This window comes from Arcanobacterium bovis (assembly GCF_004331995.1).
Lineage (GTDB): Bacteria > Actinomycetota > Actinomycetes > Actinomycetales > Actinomycetaceae > Arcanobacterium_A > Arcanobacterium_A bovis.
Map to the genome: position 1 here is coordinate 442,372 of NZ_SJDT01000001.1, position 17,849 is coordinate 460,220.

15 protein-coding genes and 1 tRNA gene are annotated in these 17,849 nt (G+C 52.0%); 14 read left to right on the top strand and 2 right to left on the bottom strand.

The annotated features are described in order from the left end of the window. Window position 1: 1 nt before the first annotated feature. The 5 genes from EZJ44_RS01870 (at window position 2) to EZJ44_RS01890 (ending at window position 2,634) form a co-directional block, all read left to right on the top strand. Entirely contained in the window at window positions 2-706 is a 705-nt protein-coding gene (locus tag EZJ44_RS01870; RefSeq protein ID WP_131279533.1) for a type II secretion system F family protein, read from the top strand. Continuing rightward, window positions 703-1,320, top strand: coding sequence for a type II secretion system F family protein (locus tag EZJ44_RS08895; RefSeq protein WP_241658548.1), 618 nt, complete (start codon window positions 703-705; stop codon window positions 1,318-1,320). The genes EZJ44_RS01870 and EZJ44_RS08895 overlap by 4 nt, the downstream gene beginning before the upstream one ends. Window positions 1,321-1,579: 259 nt before the next feature. Next, window positions 1,580-1,774, top strand: a complete 195-nt coding sequence (locus EZJ44_RS01880) for a DUF4244 domain-containing protein (protein WP_241658549.1) — start codon at window positions 1,580-1,582, stop codon at window positions 1,772-1,774. A gap of 99 nt (window positions 1,775-1,873) precedes the next feature. Beyond that, window positions 1,874-2,236 (top strand): TadE family protein, encoded by a 363-nt coding sequence (locus EZJ44_RS01885; protein WP_165496072.1) that lies wholly within the window; start codon window positions 1,874-1,876, stop codon window positions 2,234-2,236. Beyond that, window positions 2,236-2,634: an Rv3654c family TadE-like protein gene (locus EZJ44_RS01890; RefSeq protein WP_131279537.1), complete on the top strand. Its 399-nt coding sequence runs from the start codon at window positions 2,236-2,238 to the stop codon at window positions 2,632-2,634. Before EZJ44_RS01885 ends, EZJ44_RS01890 begins: the two co-directional genes overlap by 1 nt. Here the strand turns inward: EZJ44_RS01890 and EZJ44_RS01895 are convergent. Further along, a complete protein-coding gene (locus tag EZJ44_RS01895; protein ID WP_165496073.1) occupies window positions 2,612-5,050 on the bottom strand; it encodes a DEAD/DEAH box helicase in 2,439 nt (812 codons plus the stop codon). The two genes, EZJ44_RS01890 and EZJ44_RS01895, sit on opposite strands and share 23 nt — an antisense overlap. Window positions 5,051-5,193: 143 nt before the next feature. On the opposite strand from EZJ44_RS01895, the gene topA reads away from it, so the two are divergent. The 5 genes from topA to EZJ44_RS01920 all read left to right on the top strand — a co-directional run bounded on the left by topA (window position 5,194) and on the right by EZJ44_RS01920 (window position 11,902). Continuing rightward, entirely contained in the window at window positions 5,194-8,025 is a 2,832-nt protein-coding gene (gene topA / locus EZJ44_RS01900) for a type I DNA topoisomerase (protein ID WP_131279541.1), read from the top strand. Between the two features lie 5 nt (window positions 8,026-8,030). Further along, on the top strand, window positions 8,031-8,636 hold the full coding sequence (gene tmk, locus EZJ44_RS01905; protein WP_131279543.1) for a dTMP kinase: 606 nt from the start codon (window positions 8,031-8,033) through the stop codon (window positions 8,634-8,636). Beyond that, entirely contained in the window at window positions 8,633-9,868 is a 1,236-nt protein-coding gene (locus tag EZJ44_RS01910; protein WP_131279545.1) for a DNA polymerase III subunit delta', read from the top strand. Before tmk ends, EZJ44_RS01910 begins: the two co-directional genes overlap by 4 nt. A gap of 117 nt (window positions 9,869-9,985) precedes the next feature. Then, entirely contained in the window at window positions 9,986-11,533 is a 1,548-nt protein-coding gene (locus EZJ44_RS01915; RefSeq protein WP_165496074.1) for an alpha/beta hydrolase, read from the top strand. Window positions 11,534-11,829: 296 nt separating this feature from the next. Then, window positions 11,830-11,902 (top strand) — tRNA-Thr (locus EZJ44_RS01920). On the opposite strand, the gene EZJ44_RS09010 is transcribed toward EZJ44_RS01920, so the two are convergent. Next, window positions 11,858-12,199, bottom strand: coding sequence for a helix-turn-helix domain-containing protein (locus EZJ44_RS09010; protein WP_131279607.1), 342 nt, complete (start codon window positions 12,197-12,199; stop codon window positions 11,858-11,860). The genes EZJ44_RS01920 and EZJ44_RS09010 overlap by 45 nt on opposite strands. Window positions 12,200-12,320: 121 nt before the next feature. Here EZJ44_RS09010 and EZJ44_RS01930 point away from each other — a divergent pair, with 121 nt between their 5' ends. The 4 genes from EZJ44_RS01930 (at window position 12,321) to EZJ44_RS01945 (ending at window position 17,619) form a co-directional block, all read left to right on the top strand. Beyond that, window positions 12,321-12,557, top strand: a complete 237-nt coding sequence (locus EZJ44_RS01930; protein WP_131279549.1) for a helix-turn-helix domain-containing protein — start codon at window positions 12,321-12,323, stop codon at window positions 12,555-12,557. A 276-nt stretch (window positions 12,558-12,833) separates the two neighbouring features. After that, window positions 12,834-14,132, top strand: coding sequence for a hypothetical protein (locus EZJ44_RS01935; RefSeq protein WP_131279551.1), 1,299 nt, complete (start codon window positions 12,834-12,836; stop codon window positions 14,130-14,132). A 122-nt stretch (window positions 14,133-14,254) separates the two neighbouring features. Beyond that, window positions 14,255-15,253 carry a hypothetical protein gene (locus EZJ44_RS01940; RefSeq protein WP_131279553.1) on the top strand — a complete coding sequence of 333 codons (999 nt, stop codon included), beginning with the start codon at window positions 14,255-14,257 and terminating at the stop codon, window positions 15,251-15,253. Window positions 15,254-15,342: 89 nt separating this feature from the next. After that, entirely contained in the window at window positions 15,343-17,619 is a 2,277-nt protein-coding gene (locus EZJ44_RS01945) for a VaFE repeat-containing surface-anchored protein (RefSeq protein WP_131279555.1), read from the top strand. The last annotated feature ends 230 nt before the right edge of the window (window positions 17,620-17,849 follow it).

The window sequence follows — 17,849 nt, forward strand, 5'->3', positions numbered from 1 at the left end:
GATGCAAGGTGTAATGCTGTGTTTCCTTGTGTACGTATTTCTTATGCAAGTTCCGTGGGCTGGGAAAATTCCCAAACTGCTACTGAAAACACGAAAAACGAAACGGCAGCACAAAAGGCGCAAACCGGCGTCGGTGGATATGGGCTTGCTGGTAACGGAAGTGTCCACGCGCTTGCGGTGCGGCTCGACCGTCGAGTATGCCTGGAGTCGCACGCTCAGCCATCACCAGTTAATGCCTGCCGATCACGGACGCGATACGACGGTGCTTGATGCCGACGGCATTCCGGTACCGCTGCGTGACATTTTATTCCTGAGCTGGTGGAAGAAACGCCAACGAAAGATTTCTCCAACAGTGATTGACTCCCTGGCAGGCACTTTTGCTGTGTGTCGAATGGGGAGAGCCACCGGCGCCCCAATGGCAGACATCCTTGACGCGTGCGCTGCGGGAATAACAGAAGCAAGTGAGGCGATGTCCGCGCGCAAAATAGCAATGGCAGGCCCGCTCACCTCAGCGCGGATGCTGGCGGCCCTGCCGGTGTTTGGCGTGCTTATCGGATACGTATTAGGGGTAAATTCAATTGATTTTTTACTCCACACATTAGCAGGAAACGTGGCGCTTGGCCTCGGTATTTGTGCTGAGATCGCCGGCATTGCAATCGTGCGACGCATGGTGAAAATGGCGATTTCATCTGGAGGTGAGCGATGATTTTTCTTGCCGCCTTAGCCTTTGCATTTATCATGTGGGCACCGAGATACAACGTAAGACGACGCGGGCGGCGCAGTGCCAAAGCGCCAATCTTGCACGTAGACCAGGCGATTATTTTAGACCTAGCAGCAGCTGCGCTGAACGCGGGAATTTCGATCCCGCGCACGTTAGAAGCATTGCACGTCGCCTTGGGTGGCGACGACGCTCACCAGAGCCGCGGAAGATTCTTAACCAGCTTACAGGGCATTTTTCGATTCGGACCGGCTAGGGGATCAAGGTTCGGACATGCCGCACCGAAGCCGAGAAGCTTACAGGAAGTGGCAAACTCGCTGTTGATGGGCGCGACTTGGGAAGAATCCTGGCAGGATGTACACCCGCGATTTCAGCTACTTGCGACAGCTTTGGAACCTGCATGGAGTGACGGCGCCGCTCCCGTGCCGCTTTTAGAACGCAGTGCGCTCACGTTGCGGCTCACTCGACAGCGTCAGGCAAAGGAAGCCGCAGCACGGCTCGGCTCGCGCCTTGTATTGCCACTTGGCCTGTGCTTTTTGCCCGCATTTATGTTGATCGGGGTGCTTCCGGTGATTGTTTTAACTGCTCAAAATGTGCTGTAACGACAGGAAGACGGCGAACTGCGGGCATTGTTTCGACTGCTTAGGGGGGACGGGGTGGAGCGTGGAAGCTGAGGCTCAGGACGAGTGACATAGGGGCAGAGTTTGTCCACAGCACACAGAAACGTACGAGGCATCCACAGATTTTTACCAGGCACATTTTCAGATTTGTAAATCCGGCATGCTTAAAACGTCTAGACGAAAGCAAGAAGAAACCGGCATTCCCTTTGATAGAGAAAGCCTCCAATGAAAAGGAAAAACAATGACGATCAAAATGTTCAAACACAAGGCAAACAACGCAATCAAGCGTGCTGAAGCTGGAATGGTTACTGCTGAATACGCCGTCGGCACGGTGGCATCTGCAGGAATTGCAGGCATCCTCCTGTGGCTTATCAAGCAGGAATGGTTCCGTGAGCTCATCGCAAGCTTGTTCCGCAATGTGCTTGGCGTGAGTTAGAAAGTGGTGGTTATGTGGCGGGTCGGTTATGTGCTACTGCCCGCCACACAGCCCAATCACCACTATTACAGCGGACGATGGCAGAAAAAGAGGAAAATTATGGAATCAAAAAATGAAGCTGGCATGGTCAGCGTGGAATGGGCATTAACGGTGCCAGCATTTTTGGCTTTGGTGGTGTTTTGTGTGAGCGGAATTTTCCAACTCACCACATTGCCCAAGGTCAATAATGCAGCTCATGAGGCAGCACGCTCGTATTCACTCGGAATGAATGAGAGCGATGTTCGCGAACTTGTGCACTCCAATGCCGGCAATGATGCGCAGCTACGAATTGAACGCGATGGTGAACTTGCTTCTATTGAAGTGACCAAGCCCGGAGAAGGCGTGTTCAAGCTGATAAACATTAATTTTTCTGCCAAGACGAAAATTGTACTTGAACCGCGATTAGCTCAGGGGGAGCCATAATGAGCAGCTATTTTAGCAATCAGACTGTTAAACGGCTGCGCAGTGAGCCAGGCATGGCAACCATATTCGTGGCAATAACTATGGTTGCGGTGGTTATTGTAACGATGTTGATATTCGAGTTTTCCGTGGCAACTGGCAAAGTGATCGAAGTTCGTAATCGAACTGATCTCGCAGCTATTTCTAGCGCACAATTGCTTCTCGACGGAGAGTCCCAAGATGCAGCATGCGCGCGAGCTCAAGAACTGTTGGAGAGCTATACGGTTGAATGCACAGTTCAAGGGCAGAATGTGACACTTACCGTTGAGGCGAAGAATCCTTTTTCTTGGTTAAGCCATACCATCAACGCTCGTGCTACAGCTGGCCCAGTACGGCGTCTTATAGCTTTTTCTCCTGTTTAAGAGCATGAAAGAGCGTATTCATCAAGATTTTTGCCCCTTCTTTTGAGAGAGGAGAATTGTTATTTCCGCACTTCGGTGATTGCACACAGCTCGGACAGCCCATTGTGCACGAGCAGTTCTCGAGTGTGTCGAGAGTGGCAAGTACCCATTCGCCACGGGTATCAAAACCATGGTGAGCCGCTCCAGAACCTCCGGCGACGGCGTCGTGAATAATCACTGTTGGGCATCCTGTTTGTGGGTGAACAGCTGTGGAGAGGCCACCAATATCCCAACGATCACAGGTGGCAAAAAGAGGCAACAAAGCGATCATCGTATGCTCTGCCCCATGCAAAGCGCCTGGTAGCTCAGACGTTTCGAGACCAGCTTCGCGCAACGCCGATTCCTTGAGCGTGAACCACGTTCCTGCTGTTATCAACTCGTGGGTGGGCATCGCCAGATCAACCATACCGAGGTACATGCCGTCCTTTGTGCGCCGCACGTCGTAACCAATCACGCGCGAACGCACCACAACTTGGCCTTTGCACCACGTGCCGATACCAAGCGAAATCTCTTCGTGCGTATCCACGATTTCGACGCTCGTTTCCTCACGCGGATACGTGCGAATGTCTTCTTCGCGGTGGCGATGAACAAGAGCAACATCGCCGTCGCGCCCCTCAACTTTGAAAGGAACACCCTGATGTAAATATATTGCCCCTGGATACACGGTGGTATCGGCTCGTGCGTTATCAACAGTGCCCAACAGGGCGCCGCTTTCTGAGTCGATGATCGACACTGTTGTGCCTTCTCCGCGCAGGTCAACGAGACTGTGTGCCCCAACGCGAAGCGAAGTGTTCCAATACCAACCACTTGGACGGCGTCGGAGCAGATTTTGTTCCACAAGCAAAGTAAAAGCTTCGGAATTTGGCAGCGAAAACACGTCCAGATCGGCCTCTATTAGCGGAAGCTCGGCAGCCGCAGAGCAAAGATGACCAGGAAGAATCCACGGATTCGTGGGATCAAAGACGTTCATCTCGGCAGGTGTTTCGGTGAGCATATTCGGGTGGTCAAGAATGAACTGGTCAAGCGGATTATCACGACCAATAAACACTGCAAGACCGTTTTCACCCGCACGTCCGGCACGTCCGATCTGCTGCTGAAATGAGGCATGAGTGCCTGGCCAACCTGTGACCACCACAGCATCCAGACCCGAGATATCAATGCCAAGTTCCAGTGCTGATGTGCTCGCGAGCGCCCGAATATCTCCGCTCCGAAGCCCCTGCTCAAGCTCGCGTCTTTCTTCGGGAAGATAGCCACCCCGATAGGCGAATACGCTTCCGCTCAGATGCGGCGAGTGCTCGTTGAGGTAGTCATTGGCGAGTTCTGCCACCCGTTCAGTTCCTGGTCGGGAGCGCACAAAAGTCAGCGTTTGGGCGCACTGAGATACGAGTAGCGCCGTGAGGTCTGCCGCTTCGGTATTGGCTGAGCGACGCTTGCTGGGAGCTGGAAGGGAGGTAGTCGCCTCGTCGTCCGATTCCCACTCACGCTCTGATTCCCACCTGCGGTTGGATTCTTGCGCACTGCTGGAACTCTGCTCAGCGCCGTCGTCCTCTACCGGAATCTCTTTGCAACGCACCGTGAGGATGTTTCGCTCGCCACTGGGCGAACCGTCGTCACACACTGGAAAGACGTTCCCAAAGGCTGTGCCGATAAACCGTTGCGCCGTCTCTTCAGGATGCGGCGAGGTAGCAGAAAGAAAGACGACGGTGGGAGAGCTGCCGTATTTGCGTGCCAAGCGCAAAATGCGCCGCAGCACCAAAGCAACATTTGAACCAAAGGAGCCACGATAAGAATGAAATTCGTCTACAACGATAGTGGACAGTCCACGCCACAGCCGTGCCCAAAGCTCTTGGCGCTGCAACATCGCGTGGTGAACAAAGTCGGGATTTGTGAAGATAATGTCGGCGTAGTCGCGTGCCCAAGTGCGCGTCTGCGCATCAGAATCACCGTCCAAACTCGTGAGTGCGATACGCCGATCAATGCGATTCGCTAATGCGGTTAGGCTGTGTTCTTGGTCTACCGCGAGCGCTTTGGTAGGTGAAAGATAAAGAGTGCAGGGGCGGCGTTGAATATTACGCAACGACGTTGCAGTCTTTTCAAAGTCACTGAGCTGGGAAAGCACTGGAATCCAGGCGGCAAGCGATTTTCCAGAACCAGTGCCCGTTGCAACTACCGTATGTTTACCTGCGTGTATTAGCTCGGCAGCCTCTGCTTGATGAATCCAAGGGGATAAAACACCCGTTTCGCCTAAAGCGGCAATAACTGCCGATGAAACCCATTCCGGCCAGGCAGCCGTCCGAGGAGGACGCGCGGGCACCGAAAGCGAACCCGTAATTTGAGAGTCGAGATTCCGAGCAATCACCTCAGGTAGATTAGGCATTTGCAGGCACCTCCAACTCATTAAACTAACGTCTATTATTCTTGCTTTTGTTATTACCTTTTTCATTTCTTGGCAAAATGCGAGTATCTTAGCAATCGTTAGAACGTTCTTGTATAACGGCAACCTAACTTAAGGAAGTCATTGTGACCAAACTGGTAATCGTCGAGTCTCCGGCAAAAGCGCGCACAATCGGAAACTATCTAGGTGCGGACTATGAGGTAGAGGCGAGTATTGGGCATATCCGCGATCTGCCCAAGCCCTCAGATTTACCAGCGGATATGAAAAAAGGACCTTTTGGTAAATTCGCAGTCGATGTAGACGGCGATTTCGAGCCATATTATGTAGTCACGCCTGATAAGAAGAAGAAAGTTACCGAACTTCGCTCACTGCTGAAAAAAGCCGATGAACTCTACCTCGCAACCGATGAGGACCGCGAAGGAGAGGCAATCGCGTGGCATCTGTTAGAAGCCCTCAAACCTAAAGTTCCAGTCAAGCGCATGGTGTTTCATGAGATTACTAAGGAAGCAATCGGACGAGCTCTGGAAAACACCCGCGAGCTTGATACGAAACTTGTTGATGCCCAAGAATCGCGCCGTATCCTTGATCGACTCGTAGGCTACGAAGTTTCACCGCTGCTATGGCGCAAAGTTGCTCCTAGCCTCTCAGCTGGGCGAGTGCAGTCCGTTACCACGCGCATTATCGTTGAGCGGGAACGTGAACGCATGGCGTTTAAGCCTGCTAATTACTGGGATGTTACCGTCTCTCTCGTCAAAGAGGGCGAAGATTTCGAAGCCAAACTCACCTCGATTGACGGCGCACGCATCGCTACCGGAAAAGACTTCGGCGATAACGGCACACTCACCGAGAAGGCCACCTCCGCAGGAGTCCTCACTCTTAACGAGGAACTTGCCCAAGCGCTCGCAAAAGCGCTCGGTAGTGGCGAAGCAACCGTTGCGTCGGTTGAAACGAAACCCTACCGACGTCGTCCAGCAGCTCCTTTCACAACCTCCACTTTGCAGCAGGAAGCCTCCCGAAAACTACGACTAAGCTCGCGCGATACGATGCGTCTCGCGCAGTCGCTGTACGAAAACGGATATATCACTTATATGCGTACAGATTCGGTAAACCTTTCTGAACAGGCAATTTCCGCAGCGCGAGCGCAGATTAAGGAGCTCTATGGTGCGGAATCTTTGCCAAACTCGCCGCGCCACTACGCAACTAAATCAAAAGGCGCCCAGGAAGCCCATGAAGCAATCCGCCCTGCTGGAGACCATTTCCGCACGCCACTTGAAGTGCAAGGGCAGTTGCAGTCACGCGAATACGCACTTTACGAGCTGATTTGGAAGCGTACCGTGGCTTCGCAAATGGCCGATGCCACCGGACTCACCGCTTCGATAAAAATCGTTGCCGACTTGAGCTCAAGCGCCGATACTGAGCTCGCGAAGCTCATGTCCGAGAGCAACGCAGCAGGCAAATCCGCCGAGGAAGCCACGATGTCCGCTTCGGGCACGATCATCACGTTCCCGGGATTCATGGCTGCCTACGAAGAAGGACAAGATACAAAGCGCTACGAGGAGAAGGCCGAATCCCGCTTGCCAGACCTCATCGAAGGCGAGCAGGTGAACAGCGCTGGTGCTAAAGCAGAAGGTCACGACACCGCGCCACCTCCGCGCTACACCGAAGCTTCGCTGGTTAAGACCCTTGAAGAAAAAGGCATCGGGCGTCCGTCCACGTATGCCTCAACGATTTCCACGATCACGGATCGCGGTTACGTGGAGCGTAAAGGCCAAGCGCTTGTGCCTACATGGTTGGCTTTCTCTGTGGTGCGCCTACTAGAAGACAACCTTCCTGAGCTGGTCGATTATGACTTCACGGCCGACATGGAACACGATCTGGACCGGATCGCAGCCGGTGAGCAAGACCGCGTTAAGTACCTCGCGAATTTCTATCGCGGCACGAAAGATGCTTCCGGTTTGCGCGATCAGGTTGGAAGTTTGGGCGATATTGATGCACGCGCCGTCAATACAATCGAGATTGGCGATGGAATCGCAGTTCGTGTGGGGCGTTTTGGTCCTTATCTTGAGGAGACCAACGACGACGGAACGGAAGGCCGGCGCGCATCTGTGCCACCCGGCGTCGCTCCTGATGAGCTGACTGTTGATCGTGCCAAAGAGATCCTCGAGCAGGCTCTCCAGGGCGACCGCGTGCTCGGAAAGCATCCTGACACAGGCTATGAGCTGGTAGTTAAAGATGGACGCTTCGGTCCCTATGTCTGTGAAGTCTTGCCCGACGACGCTGTGCAGCTCACGCCCACCGGCAAAGTGTCGAAAGCAAAACCGAAGCCACAGACGGCGTCGCTGTTCCGATCAATGCAGCCAGACACCGTAACTTTGGATCAGGCAGTACAACTTCTCTCGCTCCCACGCGAAGTAGGCGAGTCTGAAGGCGAGATGATTACTGCGCAAAACGGACGTTATGGTCCGTATCTCAAGCGCGGAAGCGACTCTCGTTCCCTCGAATCGGAAGAGCAGATATTTTCGATAACGCTCGCAGAAGCCGAAGAGATATTCAAGCAGCCTAAAGTGCGTGGACGTGCTGCCGCAAAGCCTCCGTTGGCAGAGTTTGGTAAGGATCTCGTTTCGGGAGGCACGATCGTGCTCAAAGACGGGCGCTTTGGACCTTACGTAACCGACGGCGAAACCAACGCCTCTGTGCCGCGTTCAGAAGACATTAACCAGCTCACAGCCGAGCGTGCGCAAGAATTGCTGGTTGCACGGCGTCTGAAGGTTGCGGAAAATGGCGGCCCGAAGAAACGTAATGCCACTAAGCGCACGGTGAAGGCCGGGACGCGTAAGACAACCAAGAAGACGACGGCGAAAAAGAGCACCACAAAGTCGAGTACCGCTAAGAAGCCGGCTGCCAAAGCTGCTTCCAAAACGACAGCCAAGAAATCAGCTACCGAGAAAGGTAAATAGATAGCATGAGCGGTCTGTTTATTTCTTTCGAAGGAGGCGACGGCGCAGGGAAGTCCACCCAGGTCAGTCGTTTAGCCTCTTGGCTTGAAGCACGAGGTCGTGAGGTTATTTCTACACGCGAACCTGGAGGTACCGAGCTCGGCGCCAAGATTCGCGAGCTACTTTTGCATGGCGACCACGTGGCACCACGCGCTGAGGCATTGCTCTTTGCTGCGGATCGAGCACATCATGTGGAATCGAAGATTCGCCCAGCTCTGGAGCGCGGCGCGGTGGTGATCACAGATCGTTACTTTGATTCCTCGGTTGCCTACCAAGGAGCAGCTCGCGCTCTCGATGCTCAACAAGTGCGCGATCTGTCTATTTGGGCTGTAGAAGGCCTGTTACCACAAGTCACGATTTTGCTTGATGTGCCAGCACAGCGAGGAGCGGCTCGAATCGAAGGCGAACTTGACCGAATGGAGCAAGCCGGCGCCGAATTCCATGAACGAGTGCGCGAAGAATTTTTACGGCTAGCTGAGCGCGAGCCACAACGCTTTGTGGTGATTGACGGAACGCAATCTATCGAGGCAATCGCCGAGCGTGTTCAGGCAGTAGTGGAGCCACTATTGTGAGCGTATTTGACGAGCTTGTAGGCCAGGAAGATGCCATTGCGGAGATAAAGCGGGCGGCTAGCGCTGCGCGTTTGGTGGTTGCGCAAAGCGACGACGACGCACACACAAGTAGCGATATGAACCTCGTTAATGCTTCGGCAATGAGTCATGCCTGGCTTTTTACTGGCCCGCCAGGATCAGGGCGTTCTTGGGCAGCACGAACATTTGCAGCAGCTCTGCTATGCAGCGGAGAGGAGCTCGGATGCGGCGTGTGCGCAGGCTGTCGCGCTGTTCTTGCCAACAATCACCCCGACGTCGAAATTGTGAGCACCGATGTGGTGACGATCAGTGCCGACGAAGTACGCAGCTACGTAACGAACTCCTACCTGGCGCCGTCGTCGGGAAAATGGCGCGTTTTTATCATTGAAGACGCCGATAGGATGCTGTCGCGCACCACAAACGTACTGCTCAAGGCTATCGAAGAGCCAGCACCTCGCACCGTATGGATGCTGTGTACTGCAGCGATTGCGGATGTTCTTCCTACTATTCGTTCTCGGTGCCGCAACGTCAATTTGGTGACGCCGGATGCGCACGACGTCGCACAGTTGCTTGTGAACCGCGACGGGGTTGAGCCGGAAGCTGCCTTGGTAGCCGCGAGAGCAGCACAATCACATATCGGAGTGGCGCGAGCATTAGCAACAGACCCCGAAGCGGGCATGTTGCGCAAGAATACGCTTGAGGCTTTGCTGTCCGTGCGAGGCGTCGGCGATGCGGTGGTGGCAGCGCAGCGACTTTTAGATGAAGAAGCTATGCATGGTCGAGATTCTTCCGCTGGCGGGAAGAAGAAGTCTACAAAGAATTCTGCTGATGATGCGGACGCCGCAGAGCAGGAAAAACTCATGGACGCGCTGGGCCTTGACTCCAAAGGGAGAATACCGGCGTCGGTACGAAGTCAATTGACCACCGACAAGGACAACGCGAAGCGTCGGAAAACACGACGACAGCGAGATATGCTCGATCGAGAACTGATTTATATGCAGTCGTTTTTCCGCGATGTACTCGTAATTCAGCTCGAATCCGGCACTGATTTGGTGAACTCAGACTACGAAGAAAGCATTCGACGTCGGGCGGCAGACACCAACGCTGAACAAACTATTGCGAAGATAGATGCACTGAATCTCGCGCGGGAACGGCTTAACAGTAACGTCGCTCCTTTGCTCGCTATGGAAGCCGCCCTCATATCTGTACGCTGACCAGTGCAAATATTCGCTACCGGCAAAACTTATCCACACCGCGAGATAACGCGAAACTTTTCCACAATTTTGATTTCTTTGATGCGCGCGTAGACGTTTATGACATACCGTAGTTATGTGAATAAGAAACGTTTAGCTGCTGTAATTTTTGCGCTCGGACTTGGTCTTTCGGCTTGTAGTTCAGGTGACTCTCAGAGTGCCAAGGACTCGAAGAAAGGCTCGCCCGATGCCGTCGCCCCAATCGAAGCAAAGATGCCTGAGATTCCTGCTGGTCTGGAAGAATTCTACAATCAGAAGGTTTCGTGGAATAACTGTGGAACCGGACTCGAATGTACCACGTTTAAGGTTCCCTTAAATTATGCGGATCCTAAGGCAAAGACCATTACTATCGCTGCCAAGAAACATAAGGCAGAGGGCAAAGCTATTGGATCGCTGTTCGTTAATCCAGGTGGACCTGGTGGCGACGGTCAAGAAATGGCCGAATCGGCGAGCCAGTTCTTCTCCGATGAAATTTTGAAGAATTTTGATGTGATTGGCTTTGATCCGCGCGGTGTGGGTCAATCAACTCCTGTGGACTGTCTCGACGACGCACAGCTCGCCAAACAGCTAGAAACGTCATACGGCAAAACTCCGGAAGATCGAGCCAAGGCGAAGCAAGCTGCCAGTGCTCTTGCTGCTTCTTGTGGCCAGAAGTCTGGCGATTTGTTGAAATTTGTGGGTACTGAGAGCGCGGCGCGTGATATAGACGTTATGCGGCACGTCCTTGGTGATCCGCGTCTTTACTACGTTGGATATTCGTATGGCACTTCGCTTGGCGGAATGTATGCGGACTTGTTCCCGCAGAACGTAGGTCGGTTGGTGCTAGATGGTGCCGTATCGAGTAATGCCACAAACTTCGACCAAACCGCGGCTCAAGTTAAAGGCTTTGACGATGCTCTCACTGCATACCTCAAGAATTGCATTGCAGGAGAGAATTGTCCGTTCAAGGGATCCGTTGAGGAAGCTCGCAAGCAAATTGCTGGTTTGCTGAATGATTCGTTAGCGAAGCCAATTCCGACGTCGAATCAGGAACGTCCGCTTACTCAAGCAGGATTTATGCTTGGTCTGATAACACCGCTTTACGATGATTCCTCCTGGCCAATGCTGTCGCGCGCATTTGACCAGCTCATCTCAAAGAACGACGGATCGCTGTTCCAACTTTTCTTCGACGCATACAGCGGACGCAAGGGAGATAATTTCACCAATAACTCGGTAGAAGCAAACTGGGCAATCAATTGTGCTGATCAGCCAGCAATGGGTGACGAAGCACAATGGTTGCAGCAAGCCGACAAGCTAGCACAGATTGCGCCTGTATTCGGACCGAGCTATGGATATGACGAAAATATATGTGCTTCCTGGCCTTTCCAACCAAAGGAAAAGCACAAGGCCTATAAGGCTGAGGGCTCGGCGCCTATCGTAGTAGTTGGCACCAAGGGTGATCCCGCCACGCCTTATCAATGGTCGGTTGATTTCGCAAAAGCACTCGATAACAGTGTTCTTGTCACTTATGAAGGTGAAGGACATACTGCTTATGGCCGCTCAACCACCTGTGTGAGCGACCCGATTGACAAGTACCTACTCAATGGCACTACGCCAAAGGATGGGCTCTCCTGCCCTGCTAAATAAAATCACCTAGTGTGGCATGGCTTAGTTGGTTGGGGGGGCGCTTCACGTTTACCTGTGAAGCGCCCCCCAACAACAACCAACAACCAATACAAACCACACTGCGGAATCGAGGAGTTCTTGCAGCAACTCCTCGATCCGTGTCACATAAACAGCTTTTCAATAAACGTTATTGCAGATGTCCGCTCATTTGGCGGAGAATCTATAGGCACCTCAAATGTGATATCTCTATCCAAGGCGCTGGTGCATTTGAAATTTGCCACGGAAATTAGGTAAATTGAGGACGCTGCATTTAGCACGCCACCTTAGCTCAGTCGGCAGAGCGATTCACTCGTAATGAATAGGTCGTGGGTTCGATTCCCACAGGTGGCTCTCATTCGAAGCCCTCGAAGCAACAAGCTCGGGGGCTTTCGCCTTCTCCAGCTCGACTGTTTCATCGGGTAATAAAGCTTCAATAGGAAGATCAAGAAACGCAGCTGTCTTCACTAAATCAGTTGCAGACCAAGAAACTCTTCCGGTTACTTTCCCTGAAATTGAAGCCTTGGTAAGTCCTAGTGCGCCTGCAAGGCTAACTTGGGTATGCCCGCGACGTCGCAGCCACAAGCCAACACGTTCACCAATAATTTCGTCAACGGTCATCGCTCGTAAAAAGGAATCTGTGATTGTCATATATCAAGTTAATCAGAAAGTTTAATTTAAGTCAACAATAACAGCTTGACAAGCTACGTTAAATGGAGTCTACTTATAACGGTAGGTTTAAGGACATTAAACACAAACAGGTAGATGAAATATGTCAGATTTACTTTCGGCTGCGGAAGCGGCTTCTTTACTTCCGGACACTTCAGTGCAGTCACTTCAGCGTTGGGCACGGAATGGGAACATTCCTTCGGTAGTTCTTCCAAGTGGGCGTAGGTTTTTCCGACGTGAAGATATCGAGAAAATTCTTACCCCAGTAGTCACATCTGCTTCTTCTGCTGATGAAGCGTTTGAAGATGTTCCTTTGTTTCGAGAGAGAAACTCGTGGTGAGTTCCAAGGTTTTCCATTTTATTCTTCCTCCACGAGTAGTGATTGTTTGGGGGTCGCACGGACATGATCATGTCCGTGGGGTACAGGAATGTTCGAGCGTTCCTGTACCCAAAATCATTCCCACCACGAGCCTCCTGCCAAAAACGGATGCCGATTATTCCGTGACGCAACAAGGTAATGGTGGGTTTGTTGGTGTCCCGTCCGTCACCAACATAAGCCAGCGTGAGGGCAATAGCCCTCACGCCTGGTTATCTTTACAGAAACAGGTGGAATGTCATGTCTAGTGGCCAAAAGTATTTCACAGTCAAAGCGGGCGGAACATACTTATCAAATCATGTGATTAAGAATGAGGACGTCACCGTTGACGCCCTCGGTCTGCTGGTGATCATGCTTGCGATGCACCCAGCGGCACCGAAAACGCGAGATACATTGATTGGTAGAGGTATGGGACGGCGCCGCGTAGCCGATGCCCTAGCTTGTCTTGAGCGTGCAGGTTTCCGCCACCGCTTCCGCTACCAGGATACGGAACGGCGTTGGCGTTCTATTACGGTGTTATTTGACGCTCCTGTTGATGCTTCAACTGGCTTTAATCATGCTCGCAGTCTAGTCAAGGAAGACGAGATCGTTTGCTGGGCAAATCTCACCGCACAAAACGACGATGGATGCGACATTCAACAAGACTCCCGTGCTGGAGACGAGGCTGGTGGCGTTGGGCGTGTGCGCGCTGGAAACACCAGTCCCGCATCCAGCACGGGTCACCCTGTGGAAAACTCTAATACTGTCGATGTTTCCCCAGTTCATACCGAAGTACCGCTTCCGGTACCTCGGGAAGAAACAACCGAATCTGAACCTGTGGATAACTTTATTTCCGACGAAAAAACATGCCTAGATGTTCGTGCAGGTCACGGGAGTGAAAATAGTGTTTTCCCAGTTGATACCGAGGTACCGGTTACCGACCGTCGGCAAGCGGTACGCTCTATATCTAACGATATAGTCAATAAACCTAAAGGTTTACCTTCCAACCATCCAAGCACTGCTACAGGATCGTTACGGTCAGTGGATGGCGGGAATGGATCTGATGTTGATTGGGATCTTATTCGGGAATGGATTCCGTCATCGTTGATTTCTTTCCTGCCCGCTGGCGCGGGACGGAAAATCATGACGATTATCCATCACGCTCAAACCGATGGCTGGTCGGCATCCTACGTGAAAAGAATACTTGGCTCACAACCGTGGCCACCCGAGGCGAGGAATGCTCCAGGGCTTGTGATTTACCGGCTCAATGACGTTTTAGCTGGCACACGCCCGTTGAGTCGCGAAGAACAGCTGAGCGCGAAGCAGCAGATGTTAGCGGATGCCGAAAAGGATCTGCAAGCCATCATTGACGGCACCAGTGAGCTGACGGCACGTGAGCAATGGATCCGCGTCAATAGCCTGGCAGACAAACCAGACGTTATACGCGTTTTGAATGATCTGTTGTATGAAGCTACCTGGGCGGTTGAGCGGCTGCGCGACGATGAGAGCGGACTTTTCGAAGAAAAGCGACAGTCAGCAAAAATGGCGGGAAGTGGGTGAAATACTAGAACAAACATGAAACGTGATGGAGGTTAGTCCACCACTACTTTCAACCCTCCATGATGGAAGAACTTCACAAAGGTGGACTAACCACCAACAAAACAACGAAACGGACGGAAAACATGAAAACACTTAAAGAAAAAATCACAGACCTTTCCACGAAAACCAAGATCATTATTATCGCTGGCATCGGCATCACGCTAACTCTATCCGGGATACTCATCAATTGGCAGACGAACCGTGCTGAATACGATAAAGCGTTTGATGCTTATTCAGCTGCTCATAAAGATAATAAGAGTCTGATGGAAGCAGCGACCAGACAGCAAGAGGAATGTAAAGCTAATGCGCTTCCTGGTAAAGATGACTGCCAGAGTTTATCTTTGGTGATGGAAAAAGTGAAGAAGCTTTCAGTAGTTGATGATGGGGCATCGCTTGATGATGTGAAATCTTCAACCACAGCTTTGACCGTGTTGAATACTGAGTTGAAAGAGACCACTAGCGCAGCACATGAAAATGTTGTCTCCTCGTCTAATTTGTGGCGTAGCGATAATCTGAAGCCCGAACTACAGTGGTCACATGAAGCTGTTACACGTTCCCGTAACCTGATCAGCGAGTCTGATGGGAAAGTTAGCGATCCGGGGCTTCGCAATAATCTTGCCGCGAAGACGGACGCGCTAGAGAAAATTGTCAAAGAAGTTGAGGCAAAAATAGATCAGCTGCTCGTTGTTGAAGCAAAAGATCAATACGCAGCGTTGTATCAGGCACGTGCCGAGTTGATCGCTGCTGAAGAAGCACTTAAAAATGCTCTCCAGCAGACAATAAATCAACAACAAGCTGCTCAACAGCAAGCTTCACAACCTGCAGCATCTAAATCTTCTGCACCGAGCAAGTCGTCTACTCCTGCCCGCAAAGCGGGTAGCACGAAAACTGGTGGAACAACGTCCACCGGTTCGGGAAAGTCTTCTGGCGGAACCACGGCTCCTTCAACACCACCAGCAACCGGTGGTGGAACATCGACCAGTGGCTCGAGTGGTGGCCAGAACGGCTGGGTAGAAACCGGGAGCGAAGACTTGTGTTCACGGACTGATTCGAACGGAAATTCTTGGAACGTTCCGTGTTGATTTTCCGCTTGTGAGAGCGGATGACGCTATCTGAGTTGAGAGTTAGTTGGCGTCAGTATTTCTCAAAAACAATCGATTGGAGAACAAAATTGAACTCTCATGTTAAACGAAGGGGACGCACCTTTGCAGTCTTTGCACTGTGCGTTGCTCTACTAGGCGGTTACGGGGCAACCCACGTGCCTGCTGCTCATGCTGCTGTGTCTACTACTGATCCGAAAGGATTAGGCCGTATCGGCTACGAGATCGGATCCGGTTCCCAGCTTATCTGGCTTGGTACCCAAGTACCAGGCACACAAACAGGTGGACTTGTCGCTTACTGTATCCAAGGCGGTAAACCGGCTCCGGCATCGGCAGATCAGGTTATCAGTGTGGCGACGTTGGATACTTCGACGCCACGAGTGACCGGTTTGGAACTCACCACACCACAGATGGCTTACTTGCTCGATAAATATAAGGATTCGAAAGATCCCGCCGTACAGTCCGCACTTTCTTTGCTAGTACATGCGAACTTTGAAGAAGACTCTACTGGTTCTACTGTGTATTCTGATCCGTCTGCGCAAAATGTGGTCAGCGATATTCTTTCGATTGTGCGTGCTAATGCTCCGCAAATCGAGACTCAGGCGCAAGCCTATGTGGCAGAAGCTAAGGCCAGTGCGGCAGTAGGCTACCAGCCAGGTGGAGTCACCGGCGAAGCGCAACGGAGAGGTGACCTACACGGGATTGGCGTAACAAACCAAGCCGGAAACTACATTGCAGGAGTGCCAATCACAGTTACCTTGTCAGATAACGCTGTATTTGAGGCGACAGGTTCAAAAACGTGGACTGGTCAAAGTCAGTCTTCCCCACTCACTTTAGGATGGAAGGCAACCGGAAATGGAGTAGTTACTGCTGATTATCGTTATAAGGCTGCCCGTAAGACATTGACGAAGCTGGTAAATGGTCAGGTGCAAGATACTCTGACCTATGGAAACAGGAGCCAAGGTGACCCTGAAGAAATCACGATAGCAGGTCCTTCCTGGACTGTGACCTATGACTTCCAGCCGATGGGCACGTCCCAGCTTGCGAAGATCAGTGACACTGGCTCGTTCACTGACACGTTCGATGCGGTTTCTGACCCTTCCTATGGCGGGGGCAAATGGCTCAACTTGGACGGAAGCCAGACTCCGGTGCCAGTAACCTACACGGCTACTGCCTATTATGTTGGTGATATGCCGCCAGCGCAGACAGCAACGGTGCCTGCGGGTGCTACCAAGATTGGTTCCGTGGATGTGGTCGCGAAGGGTCCAGGGAAACTGACCGCCGATTTCAAAGCAGATAAGCCTGGTTTCGCAACCGTCGTATGGAGCGTGAAGAAATCAGCTCAGCCAGCTGATGTGCAACAGTATATTCACGCTGATTGGGCAGACGCTTACGGTATTCATGCTGAGACCACCTCATACCGTCGCTCGGTTGAAGTTGACTCAACAATGACGATTCGCGAAACCAAGTCGGGCACGTATCTGGTTGATGATCTGTTTGTTACAGGATTTCCGGCTGATCACCCGGATTTCGCGGGGGATGGTTATTTCGCAGCCGATACAAAGGTATTGAAGCAAACGCTGTTGTTTTTCCCTGAAGGTCAGCCCGTTACCGAAGCCAATAAATCCAACGGCGAGGTGATTGCTAGCGTGGATGTTCCTGCCAAGAACGGCTTCTATGCCAGTATTGGCGCAACCGATTTCAAGGTTAAACAAGACGCTGCGGGTAACATTCCTGGCACCTACGTGTTCGTTACCTCTTTTGCTGGTGATGACCGAGTTAAGCCGTTCACGTCCAGTGTTGAGGATAAGCATGAGCAGTTCGCGGTAACGCGAACTATGCCGAAGCTGCAGACCACCGCAACCGACACAGTGGATGGTGATAAGCAGATCAAGGCTGAGCCTAACCAGTCGATTACTGACAAGGTGTGTGATGTGAACAAGACTCTTATTCCTGGCAAGGAATACGAGATTGTCACGACGTTGCATCTTCAAGACGGTACCCCGTTGCTTGATGAGAACGGTAAGCCTGTGACGGTCACGAGCAAGTTCACGCCGAAGACAGCTGATGAGTGCGCAAACGTCACTATCACGTTCGACGCCACCAACCTGGTTGGTAAGAAAGTTGTTGTGTTCGAGGATGTGTTACGTGATGGCCAGACTATTGGTACGCATCATGACCTCAACGACTCGGCTCAGACCGTGACCGTTGTTGATACCCCGAAGCCAGCAGCCCACGCAGCGTTGGCGATCACCGGCTCATCGATGCCTCTAATCGGAGCCGCTTCTGGTTCACTCCTAGCCCTAGGTCTTGGGCTACTCAAGCTACGCCGCAAACAGCTGGCGTAAAGGTGAGCACCGACCAAAAACAATAAATCGGGAAATTTGATTGTTTAAGGCCGGTGCCCGCTGACGGGGGACACAGATAAAGTGTCCAATCTCGAACTGTGTTCCCCGTCTTTCTCTCCTCCTCCATATTGATTTTTCAGCCAGTCACAGGCTGGCCTTACCAACACGAAAGAAGAATCGCCATGAAGACAAGGTTCATGACAGGAACTATTTTAACCACAGCTGTAACA